20 protein-coding genes and 1 riboswitch are annotated in these 21,762 nt (G+C 64.1%); of the genes, 12 read left to right on the top strand and 8 right to left on the bottom strand.

What is annotated here, in order from left to right:
* The first annotated feature begins 23 nt into the window (after positions 1 to 23).
* The gene (gene ruvC / locus BTM36_RS07320; RefSeq protein WP_006463633.1) at positions 24 to 566 is read left to right on the top strand and encodes a crossover junction endodeoxyribonuclease RuvC; all 543 of its coding nucleotides are present in this window, start codon (positions 24 to 26) and stop codon (positions 564 to 566) included.
* On the opposite strand, the gene BTM36_RS07315 is transcribed toward ruvC, so the two are convergent.
* Positions 563 to 1,504: a DUF808 domain-containing protein gene (locus BTM36_RS07315; RefSeq protein ID WP_077235751.1), complete on the bottom strand. Its 942-nt coding sequence runs from the start codon at positions 1,502 to 1,504 to the stop codon at positions 563 to 565. The genes ruvC and BTM36_RS07315 overlap by 4 nt on opposite strands.
* Before the next feature lie 108 nt (positions 1,505 to 1,612).
* On the opposite strand from BTM36_RS07315, the gene ruvA reads away from it, so the two are divergent.
* The 4 genes from ruvA (at position 1,613) to BTM36_RS07295 (ending at position 4,782) form a co-directional block, all read left to right on the top strand.
* Complete coding sequence (ruvA, locus tag BTM36_RS07310; protein WP_077235750.1) at positions 1,613 to 2,191, top strand: Holliday junction branch migration protein RuvA; 579 nt, start codon at positions 1,613 to 1,615, stop codon at positions 2,189 to 2,191.
* A 24-nt stretch (positions 2,192 to 2,215) separates the two neighbouring features.
* Positions 2,216 to 3,271 (top strand): Holliday junction branch migration DNA helicase RuvB, encoded by a 1,056-nt coding sequence (ruvB, locus tag BTM36_RS07305; protein ID WP_006463636.1) that lies wholly within the window; start codon positions 2,216 to 2,218, stop codon positions 3,269 to 3,271.
* A gap of 191 nt (positions 3,272 to 3,462) precedes the next feature.
* A complete protein-coding gene (locus tag BTM36_RS07300; protein WP_174616820.1) occupies positions 3,463 to 4,305 on the top strand; it encodes a 2-keto-4-pentenoate hydratase in 843 nt (280 codons plus the stop codon).
* 21 nt (positions 4,306 to 4,326) lie between these two features.
* Positions 4,327 to 4,782: a YaiI/YqxD family protein gene (locus BTM36_RS07295; RefSeq protein ID WP_077235748.1), complete on the top strand. Its 456-nt coding sequence runs from the start codon at positions 4,327 to 4,329 to the stop codon at positions 4,780 to 4,782.
* A 7-nt stretch (positions 4,783 to 4,789) separates the two neighbouring features.
* On the opposite strand, the gene BTM36_RS07290 is transcribed toward BTM36_RS07295, so the two are convergent.
* Positions 4,790 to 5,254: a DUF2147 domain-containing protein gene (locus BTM36_RS07290; RefSeq protein ID WP_077235747.1), complete on the bottom strand. Its 465-nt coding sequence runs from the start codon at positions 5,252 to 5,254 to the stop codon at positions 4,790 to 4,792.
* Positions 5,255 to 5,411: 157 nt separating this feature from the next.
* On the bottom strand, positions 5,412 to 8,222 hold the full coding sequence (locus BTM36_RS07285) for a valine--tRNA ligase (protein WP_077235746.1): 2,811 nt from the start codon (positions 8,220 to 8,222) through the stop codon (positions 5,412 to 5,414).
* Positions 8,223 to 8,477: 255 nt separating this feature from the next.
* Positions 8,478 to 8,588, top strand: a riboswitch (TPP riboswitch).
* Between the two features lie 95 nt (positions 8,589 to 8,683).
* Here BTM36_RS07285 and thiC point away from each other — a divergent pair.
* The 5 genes from thiC to thiE are packed head-to-tail and all read left to right on the top strand — an operon-like array spanning position 8,684 to position 13,162.
* A complete protein-coding gene (gene thiC, locus BTM36_RS07280; RefSeq protein ID WP_077235745.1) occupies positions 8,684 to 10,597 on the top strand; it encodes a phosphomethylpyrimidine synthase ThiC in 1,914 nt (637 codons plus the stop codon).
* A gap of 8 nt (positions 10,598 to 10,605) precedes the next feature.
* Entirely contained in the window at positions 10,606 to 10,806 is a 201-nt protein-coding gene (gene thiS, locus BTM36_RS07275; RefSeq protein WP_006463642.1) for a sulfur carrier protein ThiS, read from the top strand.
* 43 nt (positions 10,807 to 10,849) lie between these two features.
* Positions 10,850 to 11,659: a thiazole synthase gene (locus BTM36_RS07270; RefSeq protein WP_077235744.1), complete on the top strand. Its 810-nt coding sequence runs from the start codon at positions 10,850 to 10,852 to the stop codon at positions 11,657 to 11,659.
* 2 nt (positions 11,660 to 11,661) lie between these two features.
* Positions 11,662 to 12,528 carry a hydroxymethylpyrimidine/phosphomethylpyrimidine kinase gene (locus tag BTM36_RS07265; RefSeq protein WP_077235743.1) on the top strand — a complete coding sequence of 289 codons (867 nt, stop codon included), beginning with the start codon at positions 11,662 to 11,664 and terminating at the stop codon, positions 12,526 to 12,528.
* A gap of 1 nt (position 12,529) precedes the next feature.
* On the top strand, positions 12,530 to 13,162 hold the full coding sequence (thiE, locus tag BTM36_RS07260) for a thiamine phosphate synthase (RefSeq protein WP_077235742.1): 633 nt from the start codon (positions 12,530 to 12,532) through the stop codon (positions 13,160 to 13,162).
* Between the two features lie 181 nt (positions 13,163 to 13,343).
* Here the strand turns inward: thiE and BTM36_RS07255 are convergent, their stop codons facing one another.
* The 3 genes from BTM36_RS07255 to aroQ all read right to left on the bottom strand — a co-directional run bounded on the left by BTM36_RS07255 (position 13,344) and on the right by aroQ (position 16,048).
* Positions 13,344 to 13,838, bottom strand: coding sequence for a Dps family protein (locus tag BTM36_RS07255; protein ID WP_006463646.1), 495 nt, complete (start codon positions 13,836 to 13,838; stop codon positions 13,344 to 13,346).
* 230 nt (positions 13,839 to 14,068) lie between these two features.
* Positions 14,069 to 15,313 carry an MFS transporter gene (locus BTM36_RS07250; RefSeq protein ID WP_077235897.1) on the bottom strand — a complete coding sequence of 415 codons (1,245 nt, stop codon included), beginning with the start codon at positions 15,311 to 15,313 and terminating at the stop codon, positions 14,069 to 14,071.
* A 165-nt stretch (positions 15,314 to 15,478) separates the two neighbouring features.
* Complete coding sequence (aroQ, locus tag BTM36_RS07245) at positions 15,479 to 16,048, bottom strand: gamma subclass chorismate mutase AroQ (protein WP_254426958.1); 570 nt, start codon at positions 16,046 to 16,048, stop codon at positions 15,479 to 15,481.
* Positions 16,049 to 16,179: 131 nt separating this feature from the next.
* Between aroQ and BTM36_RS07240 the strand changes: the two genes are divergently transcribed.
* The gene (locus BTM36_RS07240) at positions 16,180 to 18,459 is read left to right on the top strand and encodes a UvrD-helicase domain-containing protein (RefSeq protein WP_077235740.1); all 2,280 of its coding nucleotides are present in this window, start codon (positions 16,180 to 16,182) and stop codon (positions 18,457 to 18,459) included.
* 27 nt (positions 18,460 to 18,486) lie between these two features.
* On the opposite strand, the gene BTM36_RS07235 is transcribed toward BTM36_RS07240, so the two are convergent.
* Both BTM36_RS07235 and BTM36_RS07230 read right to left on the bottom strand, forming a co-directional pair.
* The gene (locus tag BTM36_RS07235) at positions 18,487 to 19,641 is read right to left on the bottom strand and encodes a J domain-containing protein (RefSeq protein ID WP_077235739.1); all 1,155 of its coding nucleotides are present in this window, start codon (positions 19,639 to 19,641) and stop codon (positions 18,487 to 18,489) included.
* 61 nt (positions 19,642 to 19,702) lie between these two features.
* A complete protein-coding gene (locus BTM36_RS07230) occupies positions 19,703 to 20,578 on the bottom strand; it encodes a LysR family transcriptional regulator (RefSeq protein ID WP_077235738.1) in 876 nt (291 codons plus the stop codon).
* Between the two features lie 117 nt (positions 20,579 to 20,695).
* On the opposite strand from BTM36_RS07230, the gene BTM36_RS07225 reads away from it, so the two are divergent.
* The gene (locus BTM36_RS07225) at positions 20,696 to 21,628 is read left to right on the top strand and encodes an NADP-dependent oxidoreductase (protein WP_077235737.1); all 933 of its coding nucleotides are present in this window, start codon (positions 20,696 to 20,698) and stop codon (positions 21,626 to 21,628) included.
* Positions 21,629 to 21,762 lie beyond the last annotated feature (134 nt).

Genomic DNA, 21,762 nt, shown 5'->3' with positions numbered 1-21,762 from the left:
TCCGATCGGTTAGACTGGCGGGCATGAAAATCCTCGGTATCGACCCTGGCTTGCGCACCACCGGTTTCGGGGTCATCCACAAGCAGGGCAACACGCTGTCCTATATCGCCTCCGGCACCATCAAGACGCCGGATGGCGATTTGCCGTCCCGGCTCAAGGTGATCCTCTCCAGCGTCGGCGAGGTGGTGCGGACCTATGCACCTGATTGCGCCGCCATCGAGAAGGTGTTCGTCAACGTCAACCCGCAATCCACGCTGCTGCTGGGGCAGGCCCGGGGCGCGGCGATCTGCGCCATGGTCGCGGCCGACCTGGCGGTGGCCGAATACACGGCGCTGCAGGTCAAGCAGGCCGTGGCCGGCCATGGGCGGGCGCAAAAGGCGCAGGTGCAGGAAATGGTGGCGCGGTTGCTGAAACTGCCGGGATTGCCCGGTACCGACGCCGCCGATGCGCTGGGCGTGGCGATCTGCCATGCGCACGGGGGAGGGGTCTTGTCCGACCTGGGGGCGCTGGCCCCGGCGCTGGCGCGCAAGGGCATCCGCATGCGCGGCGGGCGGCTGGTCGGTTAGTTTTTCGTCCTGAAGAGCGACAGCACGCGCTGCGCCAGCTTCACTATCACCAGCACCACCGCACCGGCGACCACGCCGAAGAGCGCATTCAATACCGCAGGCGCAATCGCGCCCAGTACCGGGCCGATCACCGCAACGCCCTCTACGGCAACCGCTGCCGCTTCGATGGCGTGATGGGCGAACGGCAGGCCGTGGGTCAGGATGCCGCCGCCCACCATGAACATGGCGATCGTGCCGATCACCGACAGGCTGCGCATCATCTTCGGCGCCGCCGCCAGGATGGCGCGGCCCACCGCAGCCTTCAGACGGCCCCAGGCGCTGGAGCCGGCGTGCTGCACCAGATAGAGGCCACCATCGTCGAGCTTGACGATGCCCGCCACCAGGCCATAGACACCGGCCGTCATGATCAGCGCAATGCCCACCAGTACCGTGATCTGCTGCTGCAGCGGGGCGCCAGCCACTGTCCCCAGCGTGATGGCGATGATTTCGGCCGAGAGGATGAAGTCGGTGCGCACGGCATCCTTGATCTTCTCGCGCTCGTAGCTGACCGGGTCGATGTCCTCGGGCGCGGTGGCGGCCACTTCGTGGTGTTGCTCGTCATGCGGCAGGTATTTGTGGGCCAGTTTCTCGAAGCCCTCGAAGCACAGGAAGGCGCCACCCAGCATCAGCAGCGGCGTCACCGCCCAGGGAATGAAGGCGCTGATGGCCAGCGCCGCCGGCACCAGGATGGCCTTGTTCTTCAGCGAGCCCTTGGCGACCGCCCACACCACCGGCAGTTCGCGCTCGGCGCGCACCCCGCTGACCTGCTGGGCATTGAGGGCCAGGTCGTCGCCCAGCACGCCGGCGGTCTTCTTGGCCGCCATCTTGGTCATCAGGGAAACATCGTCGAGCACCGTGGCGATGTCGTCGATCAATGCGAAGAAGGCGCTGCCGGCCATGGTTGTCCTTTATTCAAGCTTGTTATCGTTGGATACTGTTTATCCGAACAGTGCTGTATCATCCCGGGATTATCACAGAAGCTGCAGCTCACGCACATCAAAGACGCCATGATCGGTCGCCTCTCAGGAATTCTTCTAGAAAAAATCCCCCCGAATCTGCTGGTCGACTGCCAGGGCGTCGGCTACGAGGTGGTGGTGCCGATGAGCACCTTCTACAACCTGCCCGGGCTGGGTGAGAAGGTGACGCTGCTGACCCACCTCGCCATCCGCGAGGATGCCCACATCCTGTTCGGGTTTGGGACCGCCGAGGAACGCAATACGTTCAAGGAACTGATCAAGATTTCCGGCGTCGGCGCCCGTACCGCGCTGGCCATCCTCTCGGGCATGTCGGTGGCCGACCTGGCCCAGGCCGTCACGTTGCAGGAGGCCGGTCGCCTGACCCGCGTGCCGGGCATCGGCAAGAAGACCGCCGAACGCCTGTTGCTGGAACTGAAGGGCAAGCTCGGTGCCGACCTGGGCGCGGTGGCCGGCGTGGTCCACAGCGACGCCACGGCCGACATCCTCAACGCCCTGCTGGCACTGGGTTATTCGGACAAGGAAGCCAGCCTGGCCATGAAGCAGGTTCCCAAGGACGCCAGCGTCTCGGACGGCATCAAGCATGCCCTCAAGGCCCTCTCCAAGGGCTAGGTCAGGGCCGACAAGGATCAGAGCATGAGCATCCAGACCGACGATTTCTCCGAACAGCGCATCATCGCCGCCACTCCGGCTTCGGCCAATGAGGAGGCCATCGAACGCGCCCTGCGGCCCAAGCACCTGGACGAATACGTCGGCCAGGAAAAGGTCCGCGCCCAGCTGGAAATCTTCATCTCGGCCGCCCGCAAGCGCGGCGAACCGCTCGACCACACCCTGCTGTTCGGCCCGCCCGGCCTGGGCAAGACCACCATGGCCCATATCATCGCCCGCGAGATGGGCGTGAACCTGCGCCAGACCTCCGGCCCCGTGCTGGAGCGCGCCGGCGACCTGGCCGCGCTCCTGACCAATCTGGAGGCCAACGATGTGCTCTTCATCGACGAGATCCACCGCATGTCGCCGGTGGTGGAGGAAATCCTCTACCCGGCCCTGGAGGATTATCAGATCGACATCATGATCGGTGAAGGTCCGGCAGCCCGCTCGGTGCGGCTGGACCTGCAACCCTTCACCCTGGTCGGCGCCACTACCCGCGCCGGTATGCTGACCAACCCGCTGCGCGACCGCTTCGGCATCGTCGCCCGGCTGGAGTTCTACACCCCGCCCGAGCTGGCGCGCATCGTCACCCGCAGCGCCGGACTGCTCAACGCCCCCATCGTCGACGATGGCGCGCTGGAAATCGCCCGCCGCAGCCGTGGCACGCCGCGTATTGCCAACCGTCTGCTGCGCCGGGTGCGCGACTATGCCGAAGTCAAGGGCCAGGGCCGCATCACCCGCGAGATGGCCGACGCCGCCCTGGTGATGCTGGACGTGGACCCGGTCGGCTTCGACCTGATGGACCGCAAGCTGCTGGAGGCCGTGCTCTTCAAGTTCGGCGGCGGACCGGTGGGGCTGGACAACCTGGCCGCTGCCATCGGCGAGGAACGCGACACCATCGAAGACGTGCTGGAACCCTACCTGATCCAGCAGGGTTACCTGCAACGCACCCCGCGTGGCCGCATCGCCACCGGCGCGGCCTACCAGCACTTCGGCGTGGCAGCCCCGCGCACCGGTCCCAATGGCGAGCTGTGGGGCGCCTGACCCATCCGTGACATTCAGTTTTCTCGCCAGTTAGGTGACTTTTGCGGCAGCTGAAAAACAGCATGACGCGTGGCGAGGCAATCAGATGAAATTTTTGTCAGATCTCGTCAAAAAGCGAGTTTTTGCTTGTGCAAAAATTAATCGTCATCGACAATGGATAGCTATTCACTATCTTTCGATGTGAGCCCTCCATGCTAATGTCGAGCCAAGCCCTTCGATACGCGCATCAGCTGCTCGATGCGCGCGCCCAGTCTCGCATCATCCCGCGCATCTCCGAATCCGAACCGCTGTCGGTGGACGATGCCTACGACATCGCCCACAACATCCGCAATATCCGCGTGGCTCAGGGCGAGCATCCCATCGGCCGCAAGATCGGCTTCGTGGTGCGCAAGAACTGGGAGCGTTACGGCATCATCGACGACACCCGCATCCCCACCTGGGCACCGATGTGGGACACCACCGTGCGCTTTGCCGAGGACAACCACGGCGCGCAATCGCTGGCCGGTGCGGTGCAACCGCGTATCGAGCCGGAAATCGTCCTCAAGCTGGGCAAGACCCCGGCCCCCGATGCCTCGCTGGATGAACTGGCCGACTGCCTGGAGTGGATGGCGCATGGTTTCGAAATCGTGGTCTGCCCCTTCCCCAACTGGGAATTCACGGTGGCCGATTCGATTGCCGCCTTCGGCCTGCACGGCACCCTGATCGTGGGCGAGCCGCATGTGCTCTCCTCGGCCACCAAGCATCACCTGCCGCAGATCCTGGCCAGCGCCAGCGTCTCGCTGTCCTGCAATACCGAGAGTTCGAGCGTGCTGCGTGCCGCCGGCTTTTGCAATGACGAGATGGACAGCCCCCTGCACGCCCTGTGGCATCTGCACCAGCTGTTGCAGAAGCAGAGCCGCTTCCGCCAGTTGCAGGCGGGCGAAATCATCAGCACCGGCACCTGGACCGACGCCTGTCCGATCGAACCGGGCCAGACCTGGACCACCGCTTTCTCCGGCGTGACCCTGCCGGGTCTGACGGTATCCTTCGTCTAGCTACGGGACGGCGTTTTCATCTTGGCCATCTGGGTTGATGCGGACGCCTGTCCGGGCGTGATCAAGGAGATGCTGTTCCGGGTCGCCGACCGTACCGGCATCATCGTCACGCTGGTGGCCAACCGGCCGCTGCGCACCCCGCCTTCACGCTTCATCAAATCCATGGTGGTCCCGGCCGGCTTCGACGTGGCCGATCGCGAGATCGCCCGCCAGGTCGCGCCCGGTGACCTGGTGGTCACCGCCGACATCCCGCTGGCGGCCGACGTCATCGGCCGCGGCGCGCTGGCGCTCAATTCGCGCGGCGAGCTCTATACCGGCCAGAACATCGGCCATCACCTCAGCACCCGCAACTTCATGGAAGAACTGCGCAGCAGCGGCGTGGAAACCGGCGGCCCGGCCGCCTTCAGCACCAGCGACGGGCGCGCTTTCGCCCGTGAACTGGACCGCTACGTCCTCAAGGCCAGCCGCCCCGCCTGAGTCGTGCTTACTGTTCGCGCAGCCAGGTCTGGGTCCGACCCAGCATGGGCATGCCGACATAGCCGCGCACGTTGAGCTTCTGGCCATCGTCGACCACGCTCAGCTTGCTCTTGTAGACCTTGCCATTGGCCGGATCGATGATCTGCCCACCGTTGTACTCGTCCCCGTCCTTCTTCAGTCCCGACAGGATGGTCATGCCGATGACCGGCTTGTCCTTGAGCTCGCCCTCGCATTTCTGGCAGACCGGGTTCTGGTCTTCCTCGGGGGAGCGGAACAGCTTTTCTATCCGACCGCTCAACTCGCCATTGTTCTCGGTGATGCGGATCAGTGCCTTGGGCTTGCCGGTGGTGTCGTCGATACTCTTCCACAGGCCCAGCGGCGAGCCATCGGCCCAGGCGGCGGTGCTGGCCAGCAGGCCGGCGATAAGGAGGGTGCGCCCGAGCAGGCGGGCGGGGGATGCGGTGCGGGTCATGCTGGTCTCCTGTTGATCACGTCGTATGCCATAAAAAAGCACGATTGTTCTAATTTTTTCGATCCAGTCTAGACAAGCCCGCCCTGCAAGGCAAGCACAAAAAACAAAAGCCGCCGTCCCGGATTGGGACGACGGCTTTGGCAGGAAAAGGCCGGGCTTACTTCAGCTTGGCCAGTTGTTCCTTCACTTTCTCCAGCGTTGCACTGAAGTTGGCGACACGCTCCTTCTCCTGCGCCACCACGGCCTCAGGGGCACGCGCCACGAAGCTCTCGTTGGACAGCTTGCCATTGGCCTTGGCGATCTCGGTCGTCAGGCGGGTGACTTCCTTGCCCAGGCGCTCACGCTCGGCGGCCACATCGATTTCCACCTTGAGCATCAGTTTGACTTCGCCGACGATGGCCACCGGTGCCGGCGACTCCGGCAGTTGCGCCACGATCTGCGCTTCCGACAGGCGTACCAGGCCTTGCAGGTAGGGCAGGAAGGACTCCACCGCAGCGGTGTCGGCCGCCTCCACGATCAGCGGCACGCGCAGCGACGGCGCCAGTTGCATCTCGCCACGCAGGTTGCGGCAGGCATCGGTGTAGGCCTTGAACTGGGCGACCCAGGCTTCGGCTTCGGTGTCGATCTTTTCCAGGTCCGGACGCGGATAGGCCTGGCGCATGATGGAGTCGCCCGCTGGATCGGGCTTGCGGTCCGTCAGCGGCGCCACGCTCTGCCACAGCTGTTCGGTGATGAAGGGCAGCACCGGGTGGGCCAGACGCAGCACGCTTTCCAGCACGCGCAGCAGGGTGCGGCGGGTGGCGCGCTGTTGCGCCTCGTTGCCGCTCTGGATCTGGGCCTTGGCCATTTCCAGGTACCAGTCGCAATACTCGTCCCAGACGAACTTGTAGATGGCAGTGGCGATGTTGTCGAAGCGGTAGTCGGCAAAGCCCTTTTCCACCTCGGCCTCGGTACGCTGCAGCAGCGACACGATCCAGCGGTCAGCCTTGGAGAACTGCAATTGCTCCTTGTCGCACACGCCCTTGACGTGGCCGTCGAAACCGCAGTCCTGGCCTTCGGTATTCATCAGCACGAAGCGGGTGGCGTTCCACAGTTTGTTGCAGAAGTTGCGATAGCCTTCGCAGCGGTTCAGGTCGAAGTTGATGTTGCGGCCCAGGGTCGCCAGCGAGGCGAAGGTGAAGCGCAGCGCATCGGTACCGAAGGCGGGAATGCCGTCGGCGAATTCCTTGCGGGTGGCCTTTTCGATGCTGCTTGCCTGCTTGGGATTCATCAGGCCAACCGTACGCTTGGCCACCAGTTCATCCACGCCGATGCCGTCGATCAGGTCGATCGGGTCCAGCGTGTTGCCCTTGGACTTGGACATCTTCTGCCCCGAGGCATCGCGCACCAGGCCGTGCACGTAGACGGTGTCAAACGGCACCTTGCCCGTGAAGTGCGTGGTCATCATGACCATGCGCGCCACCCAGAAGAAGATGATGTCGAAGCCCGTCACCAGCACCGACGAGGGCAGGAACAGCTTGTAATCCGGGGTTTCTTCCGGCCAGCCCAGGGTGGAGAAGGGCACCAGCGCCGAGGAGAACCAGGTGTCGAGCACGTCTTCATCGCGCTTGACGGTCTTGCCGCCGGCCTGTGCCTTGGCCTCTTCTTCGGTACGGGCGACATAGATGCCGCCGTCCTCGTCATACCAGGCCGGAATCTGGTGGCCCCACCACAGCTGGCGCGAAATACACCAGTCCTGGATGTTGTTGAGCCACTGGTTGTAGGTATTGGTCCAGTTCTCGGGGACGAACTTGATTTCGCCCGAAGACACCTTCTCCAGCGCGGTCTCGGCAATCGATTTGCCCGGGAAGTAGGTCCCTTCCGGCGCCGGCTTGCTCATGGCCACGAACCACTGGTCGGTCAGCATCGGCTCGATCACCACACCGGTACGGTCGCCACGCGGCACCATCAGCTTGTGCGGCTTGACCTGTTCCAGCAGGCCCAATGCATCCAGGTCCGCCACGATCTGCTTGCGCGCCTCGAAGCGGTCCAGACCCTGGTACTTCTCGGGGGCGTTCTCGTTGATGGTCGCCTTGAGGGTGAAGACGCTGATCTTTTCCAGGTTGTGGCGGGCGCCGACCTGGTAGTCGTTGAAGTCGTGCGCCGGGGTGATCTTCACGCAGCCGGTGCCGAATTCCTTGTCGACGTATTCATCCTGGATGATCGGAATCTCGCGGCCCACCAGCGGCAGCTTGATCATCTTGCCCACCAGCGGCGCATAGCGCTCGTCGGTCGGGTCCACGGCCACGGCGACGTCGCCCAGCATGGTTTCCGGACGGGTGGTGGCGACCACGATGTGACCGCTGCCATCGGCCAGCGGATACTTGATGTGCCACATGGAGCCGTCTTCTTCCTCCGACACCACTTCCAGGTCCGAGACGGCGGTGCCCAGCACCGGATCCCAGTTCACCAGGCGCTTGCCGCGATAGATCAGACCTTGTTCGTAGAGGCGCACGAACACTTCGGTGACAGCCTTGGACATCTTCGGGTCCATCGTGAAGTATTCACGGGCCCAGTCGGTGGAGGCGCCCATGCGGCGCATCTGGCCGGTGATGGTGGAACCGGATTTCTCTTTCCACTCCCACACCTTCTCGACGAACTTTTCACGGCCCAGGTCGTGGCGCGAGACCTTCTGCGCATCCAGCTGGCGTTCCACCACGATCTGGGTGGCGATACCGGCGTGGTCGGTACCGGGAATCCAGGCAGTGTTGAAACCGCGCATGCGGTGGTAGCGCGTCAGGCCATCCATGATGGTCTGGTTGAACGCGTGACCCATGTGCAGGGTACCGGTCACATTGGGCGGCGGCAGCTGGATGGAAAACGAGGGCTTCTCCGCGTCGGTGGTGGCGGCGAAGTAACCGCGCTTTTCCCACTCCTCGCGCCAGAATTTCTCAATCTCGGCAGGCTCGAACGACTTGGCTAATTCCATGATTTGACGTGTGTTTTTGCGAAACCCAACATTATAAGGGACGGGGAGGGCAAATCCCTCCACGGGCGCGAAATTGACGCATCCCTGGGGGATGGGCAGAAATGCGCTAGGGCGACCCTCAACATGTTGCTGCCAGGCAGCCTGACGGCTTCAATTGCCGTGCTGCACCTCCAGCTCATCCGAAATGAAGCCTTGTTCATCGCCGTATTTGGAGTAGAATCCGGCCCACGACGCCGACCGCACCAACGGGCAGCGTCGCATCGCTAGGGGTCCTGGCACCGGAGCACATGCTCTGGCAGCCGGGTGAGAAATACCCTTGAACCTGATCTGGATAATGCCAGCGAAGGGAAGCAACCGGCAGTATGACGTACCCACGGCACCGTCCCATCCCCGCCGTCCGTCCTCTTCCGCAACCTCCTTTGCTGGCTCCGAGCCATGAGTCATCAAGCAAAGGAGCCGAAATGAATGCCAACCCGAAATTCCTGTCCGCGACGGCCACCGTCGACGAGGCAGCCGTCCAGCCTCTCCCGAATTCCCGCAAGATCTACGTGACCGGCTCGCGCCCCGACATCCGCGTGCCCATGCGCGAGATCAGCCAGGCCGATACCCCGGCCATGTTCGGCTCGGAAAAGAATCCCCCGATCTATGTCTACGACACCTCCGGTCCCTACACCGACCCGGACGTCAAGATCGACATCCGCGCCGGTCTCTCCACGCCGCGCCTGCCCTGGATCCTGGAGCGCGACGATACCGAAGAGCTGCCCGGCCCCACCTCCGAATACGGCCAGCAGCGCCTGAACGACCCGGCCCTGGCCGAGCTGCGCTTCAACCTGCACCGCAAGCCGCGTCGTGCCAGGACGGGTGCCAATGTCACGCAGATGCACTACGCCCGTCGCGGCATCATCACCCCCGAGATGGAATTCATCGCCATCCGCGAAAACCTGCGCCGCAAGGAATACCTGGAGCAACTGAAGGCCTCCGGCCCCATGGGCAACAAGCTGGCCGACCTGATGGGCCGCCAGCACCCGGGCCAATCCTTCGGTGCGTCGATCCCGGCCGAGATCACGCCGGAATTCGTGCGCGAGGAAGTCGCCCGTGGCCGCGCCATCATCCCCGCCAACATCAACCATCCGGAAGTGGAGCCGATGATCATCGGCCGCAATTTCCTGGTCAAGATCAATGCCAACATCGGCAACTCGGCCGTGACCTCCTCCATCGGCGAGGAAGTGGAAAAGATGACCTGGGCCATCCGCTGGGGCGGCGACAACGTGATGGACCTGTCCACCGGCAAGAACATCCATGAAACCCGCGAATGGATCATCCGCAATTCGCCGGTGCCGATTGGCACCGTGCCGATCTACCAGGCGCTGGAAAAGGTCAACGGCAAGGCTGAAGACCTGACCTGGGAAATCTTCCGCGACACCCTGATCGAACAGGCCGAGCAGGGCGTGGACTATTTCACCATCCACGCCGGCGTGCGCCTGCAATATGTGCCGCTGACGGCCAAGCGCATGACCGGCATCGTCTCGCGGGGCGGCTCCATCATGGCCAAGTGGTGTCTGGCGCATCATCGCGAGTCCTTCCTCTACGAACACTTCGAAGAGATCTGCGAGATCATGAAGGCCTACGACGTCAGCTTCAGCCTGGGCGATGGTTTGCGTCCGGGTTCGATCTATGACGCCAACGACGAAGCCCAGCTGGGCGAGCTGCGCACCCTGGGCGAGCTGACCCAGATCGCCTGGAAGCACGACGTGCAGGTCATGATCGAAGGCCCCGGCCACGTGCCCATGCACCTCATCAAGGAAAACATGGACCTGCAGCTGGAGCAGTGCCACGAAGCGCCGTTCTACACCCTCGGCCCCTTGACCACCGACATCGCCCCCGGCTACGACCACATCACCTCCGGCATCGGCGCCGCGCAGATCGGCTGGTACGGTACGGCCATGCTGTGCTACGTCACCCCCAAGGAACACCTGGGCCTGCCCAACAAGACGGATGTGAAGGACGGCATCATCACCTACAAGATCGCCGCCCACGCCGCCGACCTGGCCAAGGGCCATCCCGGCGCGCAGATCCGCGACAACGCCCTGTCCAAGGCACGCTTCGAGTTCCGCTGGGAAGACCAGTTCAACATCGGCCTGGACCCGGACAAGGCGCGCGAATTCCACGACGAGACCCTGCCCAAGGACTCGGCCAAGGTGGCGCATTTCTGCTCCATGTGCGGCCCGCACTTCTGCTCCATGAAGATCACCCAGGAAGTGCGCGACTACGCAGCCAAGGAAGGCATCTCCGAGATCGACGCCTTGAAGCAGGGCATGGAAGTGAAGTCGGTCGAGTTCGTCAAGATGGGCGCCGAGATCTACTCGAAGCAGTAAGCGCAGCCATGCAGATCGAACTGAACGGCAAGCCTCACCCGCTGCCCGACGGCGCCACGCTGGAACAGCTCATTGCCGGCCTCTCCCTGGCCGGCAAGGCTGTGGCCGTGGCGGTCAATCGCCAGGTGGTGCCCGGTGCGCGCTGGCCCACGCACGCGCTGGCCGAGGCTGACAAGGTAGATGTGGTGCGTGCCATCGGCGGCGGCTAACTGCCTATCGCCATGCAGCGCATCTCACAGACAAGGAAACGACATGAACATGAATGACGCCCCCCTTCAGCAAGAAGACCAGGGCCTGACCATCGCCGGCAAGACCTATCGCTCGCGCCTGCTGGTGGGTAGCGGCAAATACAAGGACCTCGACGAAACCCGCGCGGCCACCGTCGCCAGCGGCGCCGAGATCATCACGGTGGCGATCCGCCGCGTCAACATCGGCCAGGACCCCAACGCTCCCAGCCTGCTGGACGCGGTGCCGCCCTCCGAATTCACCATCCTGCCCAATACCGCCGGCTGCTACAACGCCGCTGATGCCGTCTACACGCTGCAACTGGCGCGTGAACTGCTGGGCGGCCACAAGCTGGTCAAGCTGGAAGTGCTGGGCGATGAAAAGACGCTCTTCCCCAACATGCCCGAGACCCTCAAGGCCGCCGAAACGCTGGTCAAGGATGGCTTCGACGTGATGGTCTATTGCAGCGACGACCCCATCCAGGCACGCATGCTGGAAGACCTGGGCGTGGCGGCGGTCATGCCGCTGGCCTCGCTGATCGGCTCGGGCATGGGCATCCTCAACCCCTGGAACCTGTCGCTGATCATCGAGCAGTCGCGCGTGCCGGTGCTGGTCGATGCCGGTGTGGGAACGGCCTCGGACGCCGCCATCGCCATGGAACTGGGCTGTGATGGCGTGCTCATGAACACCGCCATTGCCGGCGCACGCGACCCCATCCGCATGGCACGCGCCATGAAGCTGGCGGTGGAGGCGGGCCGCGAAGCCTTTCTCGCCGGTCGCATCCCGCGCAAGTTCGCTGCCTCGCCATCCTCGCCGATGGCGGGTCGCGTGGCCTGACGATGCAGGCCGCCTATCGTCCCACGCCGCCCTGCGTGCTGGTCTTCTCCGGTTCCGACCCCAGCGGCGGGGCCGGCATGCAGGCCGATATCCCGGCCATCACGGCGCTGGGGTGCCACCCGTTGTCGGTACCTACGGCGCTGACGGTGCAGGACAACGTCAGCGTCTTCGCCGTGCATGCGCTCGATCCGGATCTGGTGCGCTACCAGGCCCAGGTCTTGATCGACCGTTTCGATATCGCCGCCGTCAAGCTGGGCATCGCCGGCAGTCATGCCAATGCGGAGATGATTGCATCGCTGATCCGGCAATTGCGCAAGCGCAATCCGGAGATGCCGGTGGTGCTTGATCCGGTGCTGGCCAACGGCCGTGGCGATCAGCTTTCGCGCGACGATGCGGCGCAGGTGATCGAACCCCTGTACGCGCTGGCCACCGTGATCACGCCCAACCTCAACGAGGCGCGCCGTCTGTGTGGCGATGTCTCACCGGCGCGCCAGGCGGCACTGTTGATGGAGCGCGGTTGTGCTCATGTGTTGCTCAAGGGCGGGCATGGCCCGCAGGAGCAGGATGTGGTCAATCGCTGGTATGGGCAGTTGTTCCGTTCCGAGTTTGCGCAGGAAGCCATCGAAAGTGCCCGCTGGCGCTGGAGCCGGCTGCCGGATGAATTCCATGGCAGCGGCTGCACGCTGGCGGCGGCCCTGTCGGCCGGTCTGGCACGCGGCCTGCCCATGCGCGCAGCCATCGACCTGGCCCAGCAATACACCCAGCATGCCTTGTCCACGTCCTACGCCATCGCCGCCGGGCAGCGCATCCCCCATCGCGTCCCCGCGTTCGAACCCGTTGTTGATGCCGCCCCGGCGGCAGGAGCCTGAGATGAAACCTGACTACGCCAAACATCTGCGCGGCCTCTACATCGTCACCCCGGATTGGGATGACACCGCGCAACTGCTGGCGGCCACCGAGATGGCCCTGCAGAACGGCGCCGCACTGGTGCAGTATCGCCACAAGACTGCCGACCCCGCCCAACGGCGCGACCAGGCCAGTGCCTTGCTGGCCCTGTGCCGCCAGTATGAGGTGCCGCTGATCATCAATGACCATGTGGACCTGTGCCTGGAGATCGGTGCCGACGGCATCCACGTCGGCGGCACCGATGCTTCCATTGCCGAGGTGCGCCAGGCCGTCGGCCCGGACCGTATCGTCGGCGCTTCCTGCTACGGTACGCTGGAGCTGGCGCACGCCGCCCATCGCGATGGCGCCAGCTACGTGGCCTTCGGCGGCTTCTATCCCTCGCGGGTGAAAAAGTATGACTTCCGCACCGCGCCGGAGATCATCGCGCAATCCAAACGCGAGATTGCCCTGCCGGTGGTGGTGATCGGTGGCATCACCCTGGAAAATGCGCCGCCGCTGGTGGCGCAGGGGGCCGACATGGTGGCCGTCATCAGCAGCGTCTATCTGGTGCCGGTGGCCGAGCGTAAGACGCGGGAGTTGGCCGATCTTTATCGCTGATGAATGGCGTCGATGAAGACCGTTCGGACTGAGTAGCCGCCTGGCGGCGTATCGAAGGCGCGCAGACGCTTGCACACGGTCCTGCGCCTTCGATACGACCCTGCGGGTCTACTCAGTCCGAACGGTAGCGAGAAAAAAATGCCGTTCGCAAGAACGGCATTTTTTTATTGAGTGATACGGATCAGCCTTCCAGCAGGCTGCGCAGCATCCACGCATTCTTTTCATGCAGTTGCATGCGCTGGGTCAGCAGGTCGGCGGTCGGCTCGTCGGCAGCGGCATCGACGGCGGGGAAGAGCGAACGCGCGGTGCGGGTCACGGCTTCCTGGCCGGCTACCAGCTGGGCGATCATTTCCTGGGCGTTCGGCACGCCATCGGCTTCGGGGATCGAGGACAGCTTGGCGAATTCCTTGTACGAACCCGGTGCCGGATAGCCCAGGGCGCGGATGCGTTCGGCGATCAGGTCCACGGCCAGCGCCAGTTCGGTGTACTGGCCTTCGAACATCAGGTGCAGGGTATTGAACATCGGACCGGTCACGTTCCAGTGGAAGTTGTGGGTCTTCAGGTACAGCGTGTAGGTATCGGCCAGCAGCTTGGACAGGCCGTCGGCAATCTTCTTGCGGTCCTTGTCGTTGATGCCGATGTTGATCGAGGGGGCTGCCACGTTTTTCTTTGCCATCTTTCGCTCCTTAGCTGTTCGGTTTTTCGTAAGCGGGTGAACACAACATTGAGATTCTATTGCAAATCGCACAGGGACAAGCTGCGGCCACGCAATCTATTGATAAGACAGTGAGGCCGACGTTCCCGATTTCAATCGATTTTTGCGATCAATGCAGGCCTATAAATCAATGGGGCCGATAGATAAAAATCGATCGGCCCCATCGTTTTGTTGTTCTCGTCGTCTTCAGATCATGGCTTGCCGCGTTGCTGCGCGCTGCGATACAGCGACAGCGACAAGGCTACCGCGCCGATGGCCGCAATGGCCGCGAACAGGAAGACCTGTGGATACCCCAACTGGCCGGCGATGGCACCGGCCACCGGGCCGGTGATGCCCAGCGCCAGGTCGAGGAAGACGGAATATGCCGCCAGTGCCGCGCCGCGATTGGCGGGCGACACCAGGTTCACCGCTTCCACCCCCAGTGACGGGAACACCAGCGCGAAACCGAAGCCGGCCAGGCCTGCGCCCAGCAATGCCAGTTCTGGCGTGGTGGCGCTCCACAGCAGCAGCAGGCCCACCGCTTCGGTCAGGAAGCTGACCACAGCCACCCGGTAACCACCGAAGCGCGTGATGGAATTGGCGAACAGCAGGCGCGCACCGACGAAGGCACTGGAGAAGGCCGTCAGTGCAAAGGCCGCGCCGCTCCAGTGCTGGTCGGCGTAATACAGCGTGATGAAGGTGGCGATCGAGCCGAAGCCGATGGTGCCGAAGGCCAGGCCCATGCCATAGGCGAACACCTTGCGCAGCACCAGCTTGAAGGACAGCTGTTCGCCCTGCACCACCGGCGTGACCGGGCCGCCACGGGCCAGCACATAACCCAGCACCGTCAGCAGCATGCCGGCCAGGCCGATCACGGCAAAGCCCAGCGAACGATCCAGCACCACGCCCAGCGGCGCGCCGATGGCCAGCGCCGCATAGGTGGCGATGCCGTTCCAGGAAATCATCTTGGCGGTGTTTTCCGAGCCCACGCGCCCCACGCCCCACATGATGGCGCCGGTACCGACCAGGCTCTCACCCAGGCCCAGGAAGGCGCGGCTGGTGAAGAGCAGCACCAGCGACAGGAACGGCAGCGGCTGCGCCAGTGCCGACAGCAACAGCAGGCCACCACTGGCCGAGCACAGCAGCATGCCGCGCATCACAGTCTGCTTGGCGCCCACGGTATCGATCATGCGGCCGGCGTTGGCACGACTGACGAAGGTGGCGAAATACTGCACGCTGATGCCCAGTCCGGCGACCACCGAGCTATAGCCCAGGTCCAGGTGGATATAGCCCGGCAGCACCGCCATCGGGATACCGATGGCCAGGTAGACCAGGAAGGTGAAGAAGGCGGTGGCCAGGATCTGGCGCGTGACCTTCACTGGTGGCAGGGCGCGTACGGCAGCCGGCGCAGCGGCGGAAACGGGTGTGGAACCTGGACTACAGGAATCGTCGGACATGGCGGGGGAATTCGGAATGAGGAGGCTGCGCGCGCCGATGCGCGTGAACAGCAGTCCGAATTTTACTCCCGCCACAAAAATGCTGCAGGACAGCAAAAGATTTTTACCTGTCGATTCAGCAACTTAGTGGCATTTGTACGACGTCGCTTGCCCGCAGGATGCGCGTCAGCGGCTGCAACGTAGTGCCGCCGTAGCCCGCTCACGCACGGCCGGTGCATAGTCGGCACCGAGGATTTCCGGCTCCAGCTCGGCCAGGTCCCGTTGCACGGCCGGCTCACACCAATGGCCTTTCAGGCGGACCAGTGCGGCCAGCAGGTCGGGCGTGAGGCGGTCCAGCACCGGGCGCACCTGCCGTGCCAGGTCGGGCGGATTGGCGAAGGGGGCATGCTGTTCCACCCGCCACTGGCGATGCAGGTCGCGCTGCACGATCTTGCCGGCATCGAACTGGTCCTGGAAGAAGCGCCGGGTCCAGGCCACGTCCAGGCCGAGGGCTTGTGCCCGGACCGCCACATCGTCCAGGATCAGGGCTTCGCGTGCCGGGTCGTCGATGGGCGCGTGCGAATTCCACTTGCTGCGCGCCACCGGTGCTGCCACGTCCAGGCGCGTCTTCTGCAGCGTCAGCAACTGTTCGACATCGGCGCGCGAGGCCGGCGGCGGGGTGGTGGCACAGGCCGTCAGGAGCAGGGCGGCCAGGATCGTGAGCAGGCGGGACATCGGCAGGCGGGATATCGGCATGGGGAGCATGGGCAGCAGGACCGTGAAGAAGGACGGATGAGGGCGCCGGAAAGACCATGGCAAGCGCCGCACGGCAGTATAGCGCCAGCGCCGGCTGCCCGGCGCCCTCGCCAGCGCCTTATAATCGCGGGATGCAAAATCTTCTCCACAACCTCAACGAAGAGCAGCTCGCCGCCGTGACCCTGCCGGCGCAGTCCGCCCTGATCCTGGCCGGTGCCGGCTCCGGCAAGACCCGCGTGCTGACCACCCGCATCGCCTGGCTGATCCAGACCGGACAGGTCTCGCCGGCCGGCATCCTGGCCGTGACCTTCACCAACAAGGCCGCCAAGGAAATGACGTCGCGCCTGTCGGCCATGCTGCCCATCAATACCCGGGGCATGTGGATCGGCACCTTCCACGGGCTGTGCAACCGCCTGCTGCGCGCGCATCACAAGGATGCCGGACTGCCGCAGACCTTCCAGATCCTCGACACGCAAGACCAGCTCTCGGCCATCAAGCGCCTGTTGAAGCAGATGAACGTGGACGATGAAAAGTATCCGCCGCGCAACCTGATGTACTTCATCAACAGCGCCAAGGACCAGGGCCTGCGCGCCAAGGACGTCGATGCCTACGACGACTACAACCGCAAGTTCGTCGAGCTCTACGACCTCTACGACCAGCAGTGCCAGCGTGAAGGCGTGGTCGATTTCGCCGAACTGCTGTTGCGCACCTACGAACTGCTGTCGCGCAACCAGCCGCTGCGCGAGCACTACCAGGGCCGCTTCCGCCACATCCTGGTGGACGAGTTCCAGGATACCAACGACCTGCAGTACAAATGGCTCAAGCTCATGGCCGGCAACCACAACGCGGTCTTCGCGGTGGGCGACGACGACCAGAGCATCTACGCCTTCCGTGGCGCCAACGTGGGCAACATGTCGGCCTTCGAACAGGAATTCCACGTCGAGAACCTGATCAAGCTGGAGCAGAACTACCGCTCCCACGGCCACATCCTGGATGCCGCCAACGAACTGATCGCCAACAACAGCAAGCGCCTGGGCAAGAACCTGCGCACCGACGCCGGCCATGGCGAGCAGGTACGGGTCTTCGAGGCCACCAGCGACCTGCAGGAAGCGCAGTGGATCATCGAACAGGTCAAGGACCTGATCGCCGAAGGCTGGTCGCGCAGCGAGATCGCCATCCTCTACCGTTCCAACGCGCAATCGCGGGTGCTGGAGCATGCGCTGTTCAGCTCGGCCATTCCCTACCGCGTCTATGGCGGCCAGCGCTTCTTCGAGCGCGCCGAAATCAAGCACGCCATCGCCTACCTGCAGTTGATGGACAACCTGCACAATGACTCGGCCTTCCTGCGGGTGGTCAATTTCCCCACCCGCGGCATCGGTGCCAAGGCCATGGAGTCCCTGCAGGATGCAGCGCGTCAGTATGGCTGCTCGCTCTATGCCGCCGTGCCTTACGTGGCCGGCAAGGCCGGTTCTTCGCTGAATGCCTTCGTCAAGCTGATCGAAGGCGCGCGCTTCGAGACCCAGCATCTGCCCTTGCCGGAGACGGTGAAGGTGGTGCTGGACCTGTCCGGCCTGATCACGCACTATCGCAACGAGAAGGAAGGCGCTGACCGCATCGAGAACCTGGAGCAGCTGGTCAGTGCGGCCACGCTCTTCGTTTCCGAAGAAGGCTATGGCCTGGATGCGCCGGCCTTCCTCGGTCCGCAGGCGCAGGCCACGGCCGGCACCGCCATCACCACCGCCGACGGCGTGGAAGTGATCGATGCCGATGCGCCGCTGGTCACCATCATGTCGCCGCTGTCGGCCTTCCTCTCCCATGCCTCGCTGGAAGCCGGCGACAACCAGGCCCAGGCCGGCCAGGATGCACTGCAGCTGATGACGGTGCACTCGGCCAAGGGCCTGGAGTTCGACGCGGTCTTCATCACCGGCATGGAAGAGGGCCTGTTCCCGCACGAGAACAGCGCCAAGGAAGAGGGCGGGGTGGAAGAAGAGCGCCGCCTGATGTACGTGGCCATCACCCGCGCCCGCAAGCGCCTGTTCATGACCTTCTCGCAGACCCGCATGCTGCACGGCCAGACCCGCTACAACATGCGCTCACGCTTCTTCGACGAACTGCCCGAGCAATCCATCAAGTGGCTGTCGCCCAAGATCGCCCAGCACCACTGGTTCGCCAATCCCAAGTCGGCCTGGGATGAGGTGCCGGAAGCCGGCAACAACAAGATCGCCCAGAGCTTCTCGCGCCAGACCGACTCCGGCTGGCGCATCGGTCAGAACGTCGCCCATGCCAAGTTCGGCGAAGGCGTCATCGTCAACATCGAAGGGGGCGGCGGTGCGGCACGGGCGCAGATCAACTTCGGCAAGTTCGGCATGAAGCTGCTGGACCTGTCGGTGGCCAAGCTGGACAAGATCTGATCGCACCGAGGCCTGACCGCCTCGGGATCACAGGTCTTCCCAGCCCTGCGCGCGCTGACGTCGCGCGTGTTTCAGCCAGGCCCGGACCTGTTCGATATCTCCGAACGCCGCCAGCGCGGCGCGCAGGTCCTGGCCTTCCTGGCGTAGCGCCGTGATGCCCCGGTTGAGGTAGCGCATTATCTTTTCCGGCGTCAGCCTTGCCTGGGATGCCAGGCCATAGGCGCGCCTGAATTGGCGCTCGACGTGGGCGATTTCCTGATCCAGTTCGGTGAGCTGCTCCTGCAGGATGTGGTTGTAATGGGCCAGCCGCGCTTCGCTCACCGTGTCCAGTGTGTGTTGGCCGATGTGTTCCAGTTCCAGCTGCAGCTCCAGGAGCTTGAGCAAATCATTCTTTTCATAGGCCTGGTTGACCTGCTGCATCAGCGTGGTCTTGCGGGCGCGCTCGGCCTCGTCGGGTTCGCGGTCGGGGTGCAGAGCGCTGGCCAACCGGCGATAGACCGCGCGGATGGACTGGCTCAGTTCGATGCGCTGTGCTTGCTGCTGTTGTTCGGCGGCGCGCTGCCTGGGCGGCTTTTTGCGGCTGGCACGTTGCGCATCGCGCTGCTGTGCTGCCGCCATGCGCTCCCGCTCCTGGCGCTCCAGCATGGCTTCCATGCGCTGCATGATTTCCTCGGGCGTACCGCTGGTGAAGTCGTCGTCGGCCGCAGCCCCGTCTTCCCGGTCTTGCGGTTCTGCCGCTGACCCTGGTGCATTCGGGGCCGGCGCGATGTCCTTCGCCTCATCCACCTCATTCACCTCATTCACCACATCCTGCATGCCGTGCTGCTGGTAGATCAGCGCCAGCTCGGTATCGTCGCCCCGCTGCAGCAGCGCCTGCGCCATGTCGGCGATGAGGGCGGACAGGGTGATGCGTTCACCCTTGCCCAGTGCCTTGTGCGACCAGGCGTCGTGCAGGCGGTAGACCGCCTGTCGCTTCAGGCCCAGCAGTTCCTGCTCCAGTGGCAGGTAGTGGGCGGAATATTTCTTGTGGAATTCGTCGCTTGCAGTTTCCCACTCCTGCAAGCGGGCGCGGCGCTTGGCGATCTCGTCGATGAGCGTGTTGAAACTCTGCTGCGCGGGCGACAGCCGGGTGGCGGTTTGGCCGTCGACGATACTGACGGTATGTGGTGCTGGCTTCTTCATGGGAATGCGATGGTGAACGGTGCCGGATTATAGGGCCAGTTTGGAGCCCGTCCCGCCTGCGTCAGGCGATGAAGCGACCATCCGGATACTGGGCGCACAGGAATTCGACGAAGGCCCGTACCTTTGGACTCTGCAGGCGGCGCGAGGTATGCAGCACCCAGAGTTCGACTTCGTTGCCCATCTCACCCCATCGCTTCAATTGGCCGCTCTGCACCAGCGTTCCGGCTACCGACCACGGCAGCAGCGCTGCGCCTGCACCGGCGCAGACGGCATCCTTGACCATCATCAATGACGACAGGCGCAGCACCGGTTGTGGTGCGATCAGCAGCTTGCCTTGGCGCAGCGACCACACATCCCCATCGCGGTAGTTCGGCATCACCACGGCCGGGACGGTCTGCGTCTGGCCCGTCCGCGTACGCGGCATGGGCAGCGTGGGCGGGGCCACCAGCACCAGGCTGTCACGGGCGAAGCAGCGTCCGACCAGATGGCTGTCTTCATCAGGATTGATGCGGATGCAGAGGTCGAAATGCTCCTGCACCAGGTCCACCATGCGGTCTTCTGCGACTACCTCCAGCTCCACTTGCGGATACTGCGCCCGGAACAAGGCCGACAACCGCCCCAGCGCCAGCTGCGAGAACACCAGCGGTGCCGCAATGCGCAAGCGACCGCGTGGCGCGGTGCTGCCTTCGCTGGCCTGGGTCATGGCCTCTTCGATTTCGCGTAGCGGACCCTCACTGCGCTGGAGCAGCAGCTGGCCGGCAGTCGTCAACGTGAGCCGTTGCGTGCCGCGTTCGACCAGGCGCACGCCCAGTTCCTGTTCAAGATCGGCCACCCGGCGTGACAAGGTGGCCTTGGCGCGGCCACTTTCCCGGCTGGCGCGGCCGAAGCTGCCGTGGGTGGCGACCAGCTGTAGATCGACGAGGGCGTTGATATCCATGGTGTCTCAAAAATGATCCGGTGGGTCTAGATTCTATCCTCTGTGTTCCGATCATGAAACGACTTATCGTGTGTTCCATCAACCCACCGCAGTCACTTACCCACAAGGAGCCACACCATGAAAACCATTCGTTCCCTGCAACTGATGCAATACGGCGGCCCGGATACGGTCCGTATCGCCGATCTCCCGGCACCCGTCGCCGGTCCCGCACAAGTGCTGGTGCGCGTGCATGCCGCCGGCGTCAATGCCCTGGACTGGAAAGTGCGCGAAGGCTACGTCAAGGATGCCTTCCCGCTGCCACTGCCCGCCGTGCTCGGCATCGAGCTGGCCGGCGTGGTGGAGCAGGTCGGGAGTGATGTCAGCCTGTTCAAGGTGGGCGACCGCGTCATGGGGCCGCTGGGCGGCCTGGGTGCCTATGCCGATCTGGTTGCGGTCGATGTCGACAAGCTGGCCGTGCTGCCCGAGGGTTTGAGCATGGTGCAAGCCGCGGCCTTGCCGGTGGCGGCCGTGTCGGCCTGGCAGAGCCTGCATCTGGCCGGTCCGCTCAACGCCGGCCAGCGCATCCTGATCCACGGCGCTGCGGGTGCAGTGGGTGGCTTTGCGGTGCAGTTTGCCCACCAGGCCGGTGCCCATGTCAGCGCCACCGCCCTGGGCAGTCACGCGGATTATGTGCACGGTCTGGGGGCCGACCACGTCATCGATTACCAGACCTCGCAGTTCGAGAGCCTGGTCAAGAATGTCGATCTGGTACTGGATTACGTCGGTGGCGATACCCTGGAGCGTTCCTGGTCGGTGCTGGCCGAGGACGGTGTCATCGTCAGTACCGCTTCCCCCGCCATCCTGGCCAGCACCCCGGCGGGCCGTCGCGGCCTGTGGTTCATGAATCAGCCAGACGCTGCCCGCCTGGCCGATATCGCCCGACAGGTGGCGGCGGGTCGCCTGCAGTCCCAGGTCGCAGCGGTGGTCCCCTTCGAGGACTTGCCGGCCGCCATCGAACGCAGCCGCACCTTGCCGCAAATGGGCAAGACGGTGGTGGATTTCCTGCGCTAGGCCGCACCTTGCCCATGTCCCCGGATTGATGCGGCCATTGTCGAAAAACAAGTTGAAGGCGGCCGGGTGCTGCTCCCGGCTGCAGTTCATCTTGTCCACAGGGAATCTTCATCTGGTTCGCAACAGGATGCGCT

Source organism: Herbaspirillum sp. VT-16-41 (genome assembly GCF_001994935.1).
Taxonomy (GTDB): domain Bacteria; phylum Pseudomonadota; class Gammaproteobacteria; order Burkholderiales; family Burkholderiaceae_D; genus Herbaspirillum; species Herbaspirillum frisingense.
This window is presented reverse-complemented; position numbering and strand designations above follow the sequence as displayed.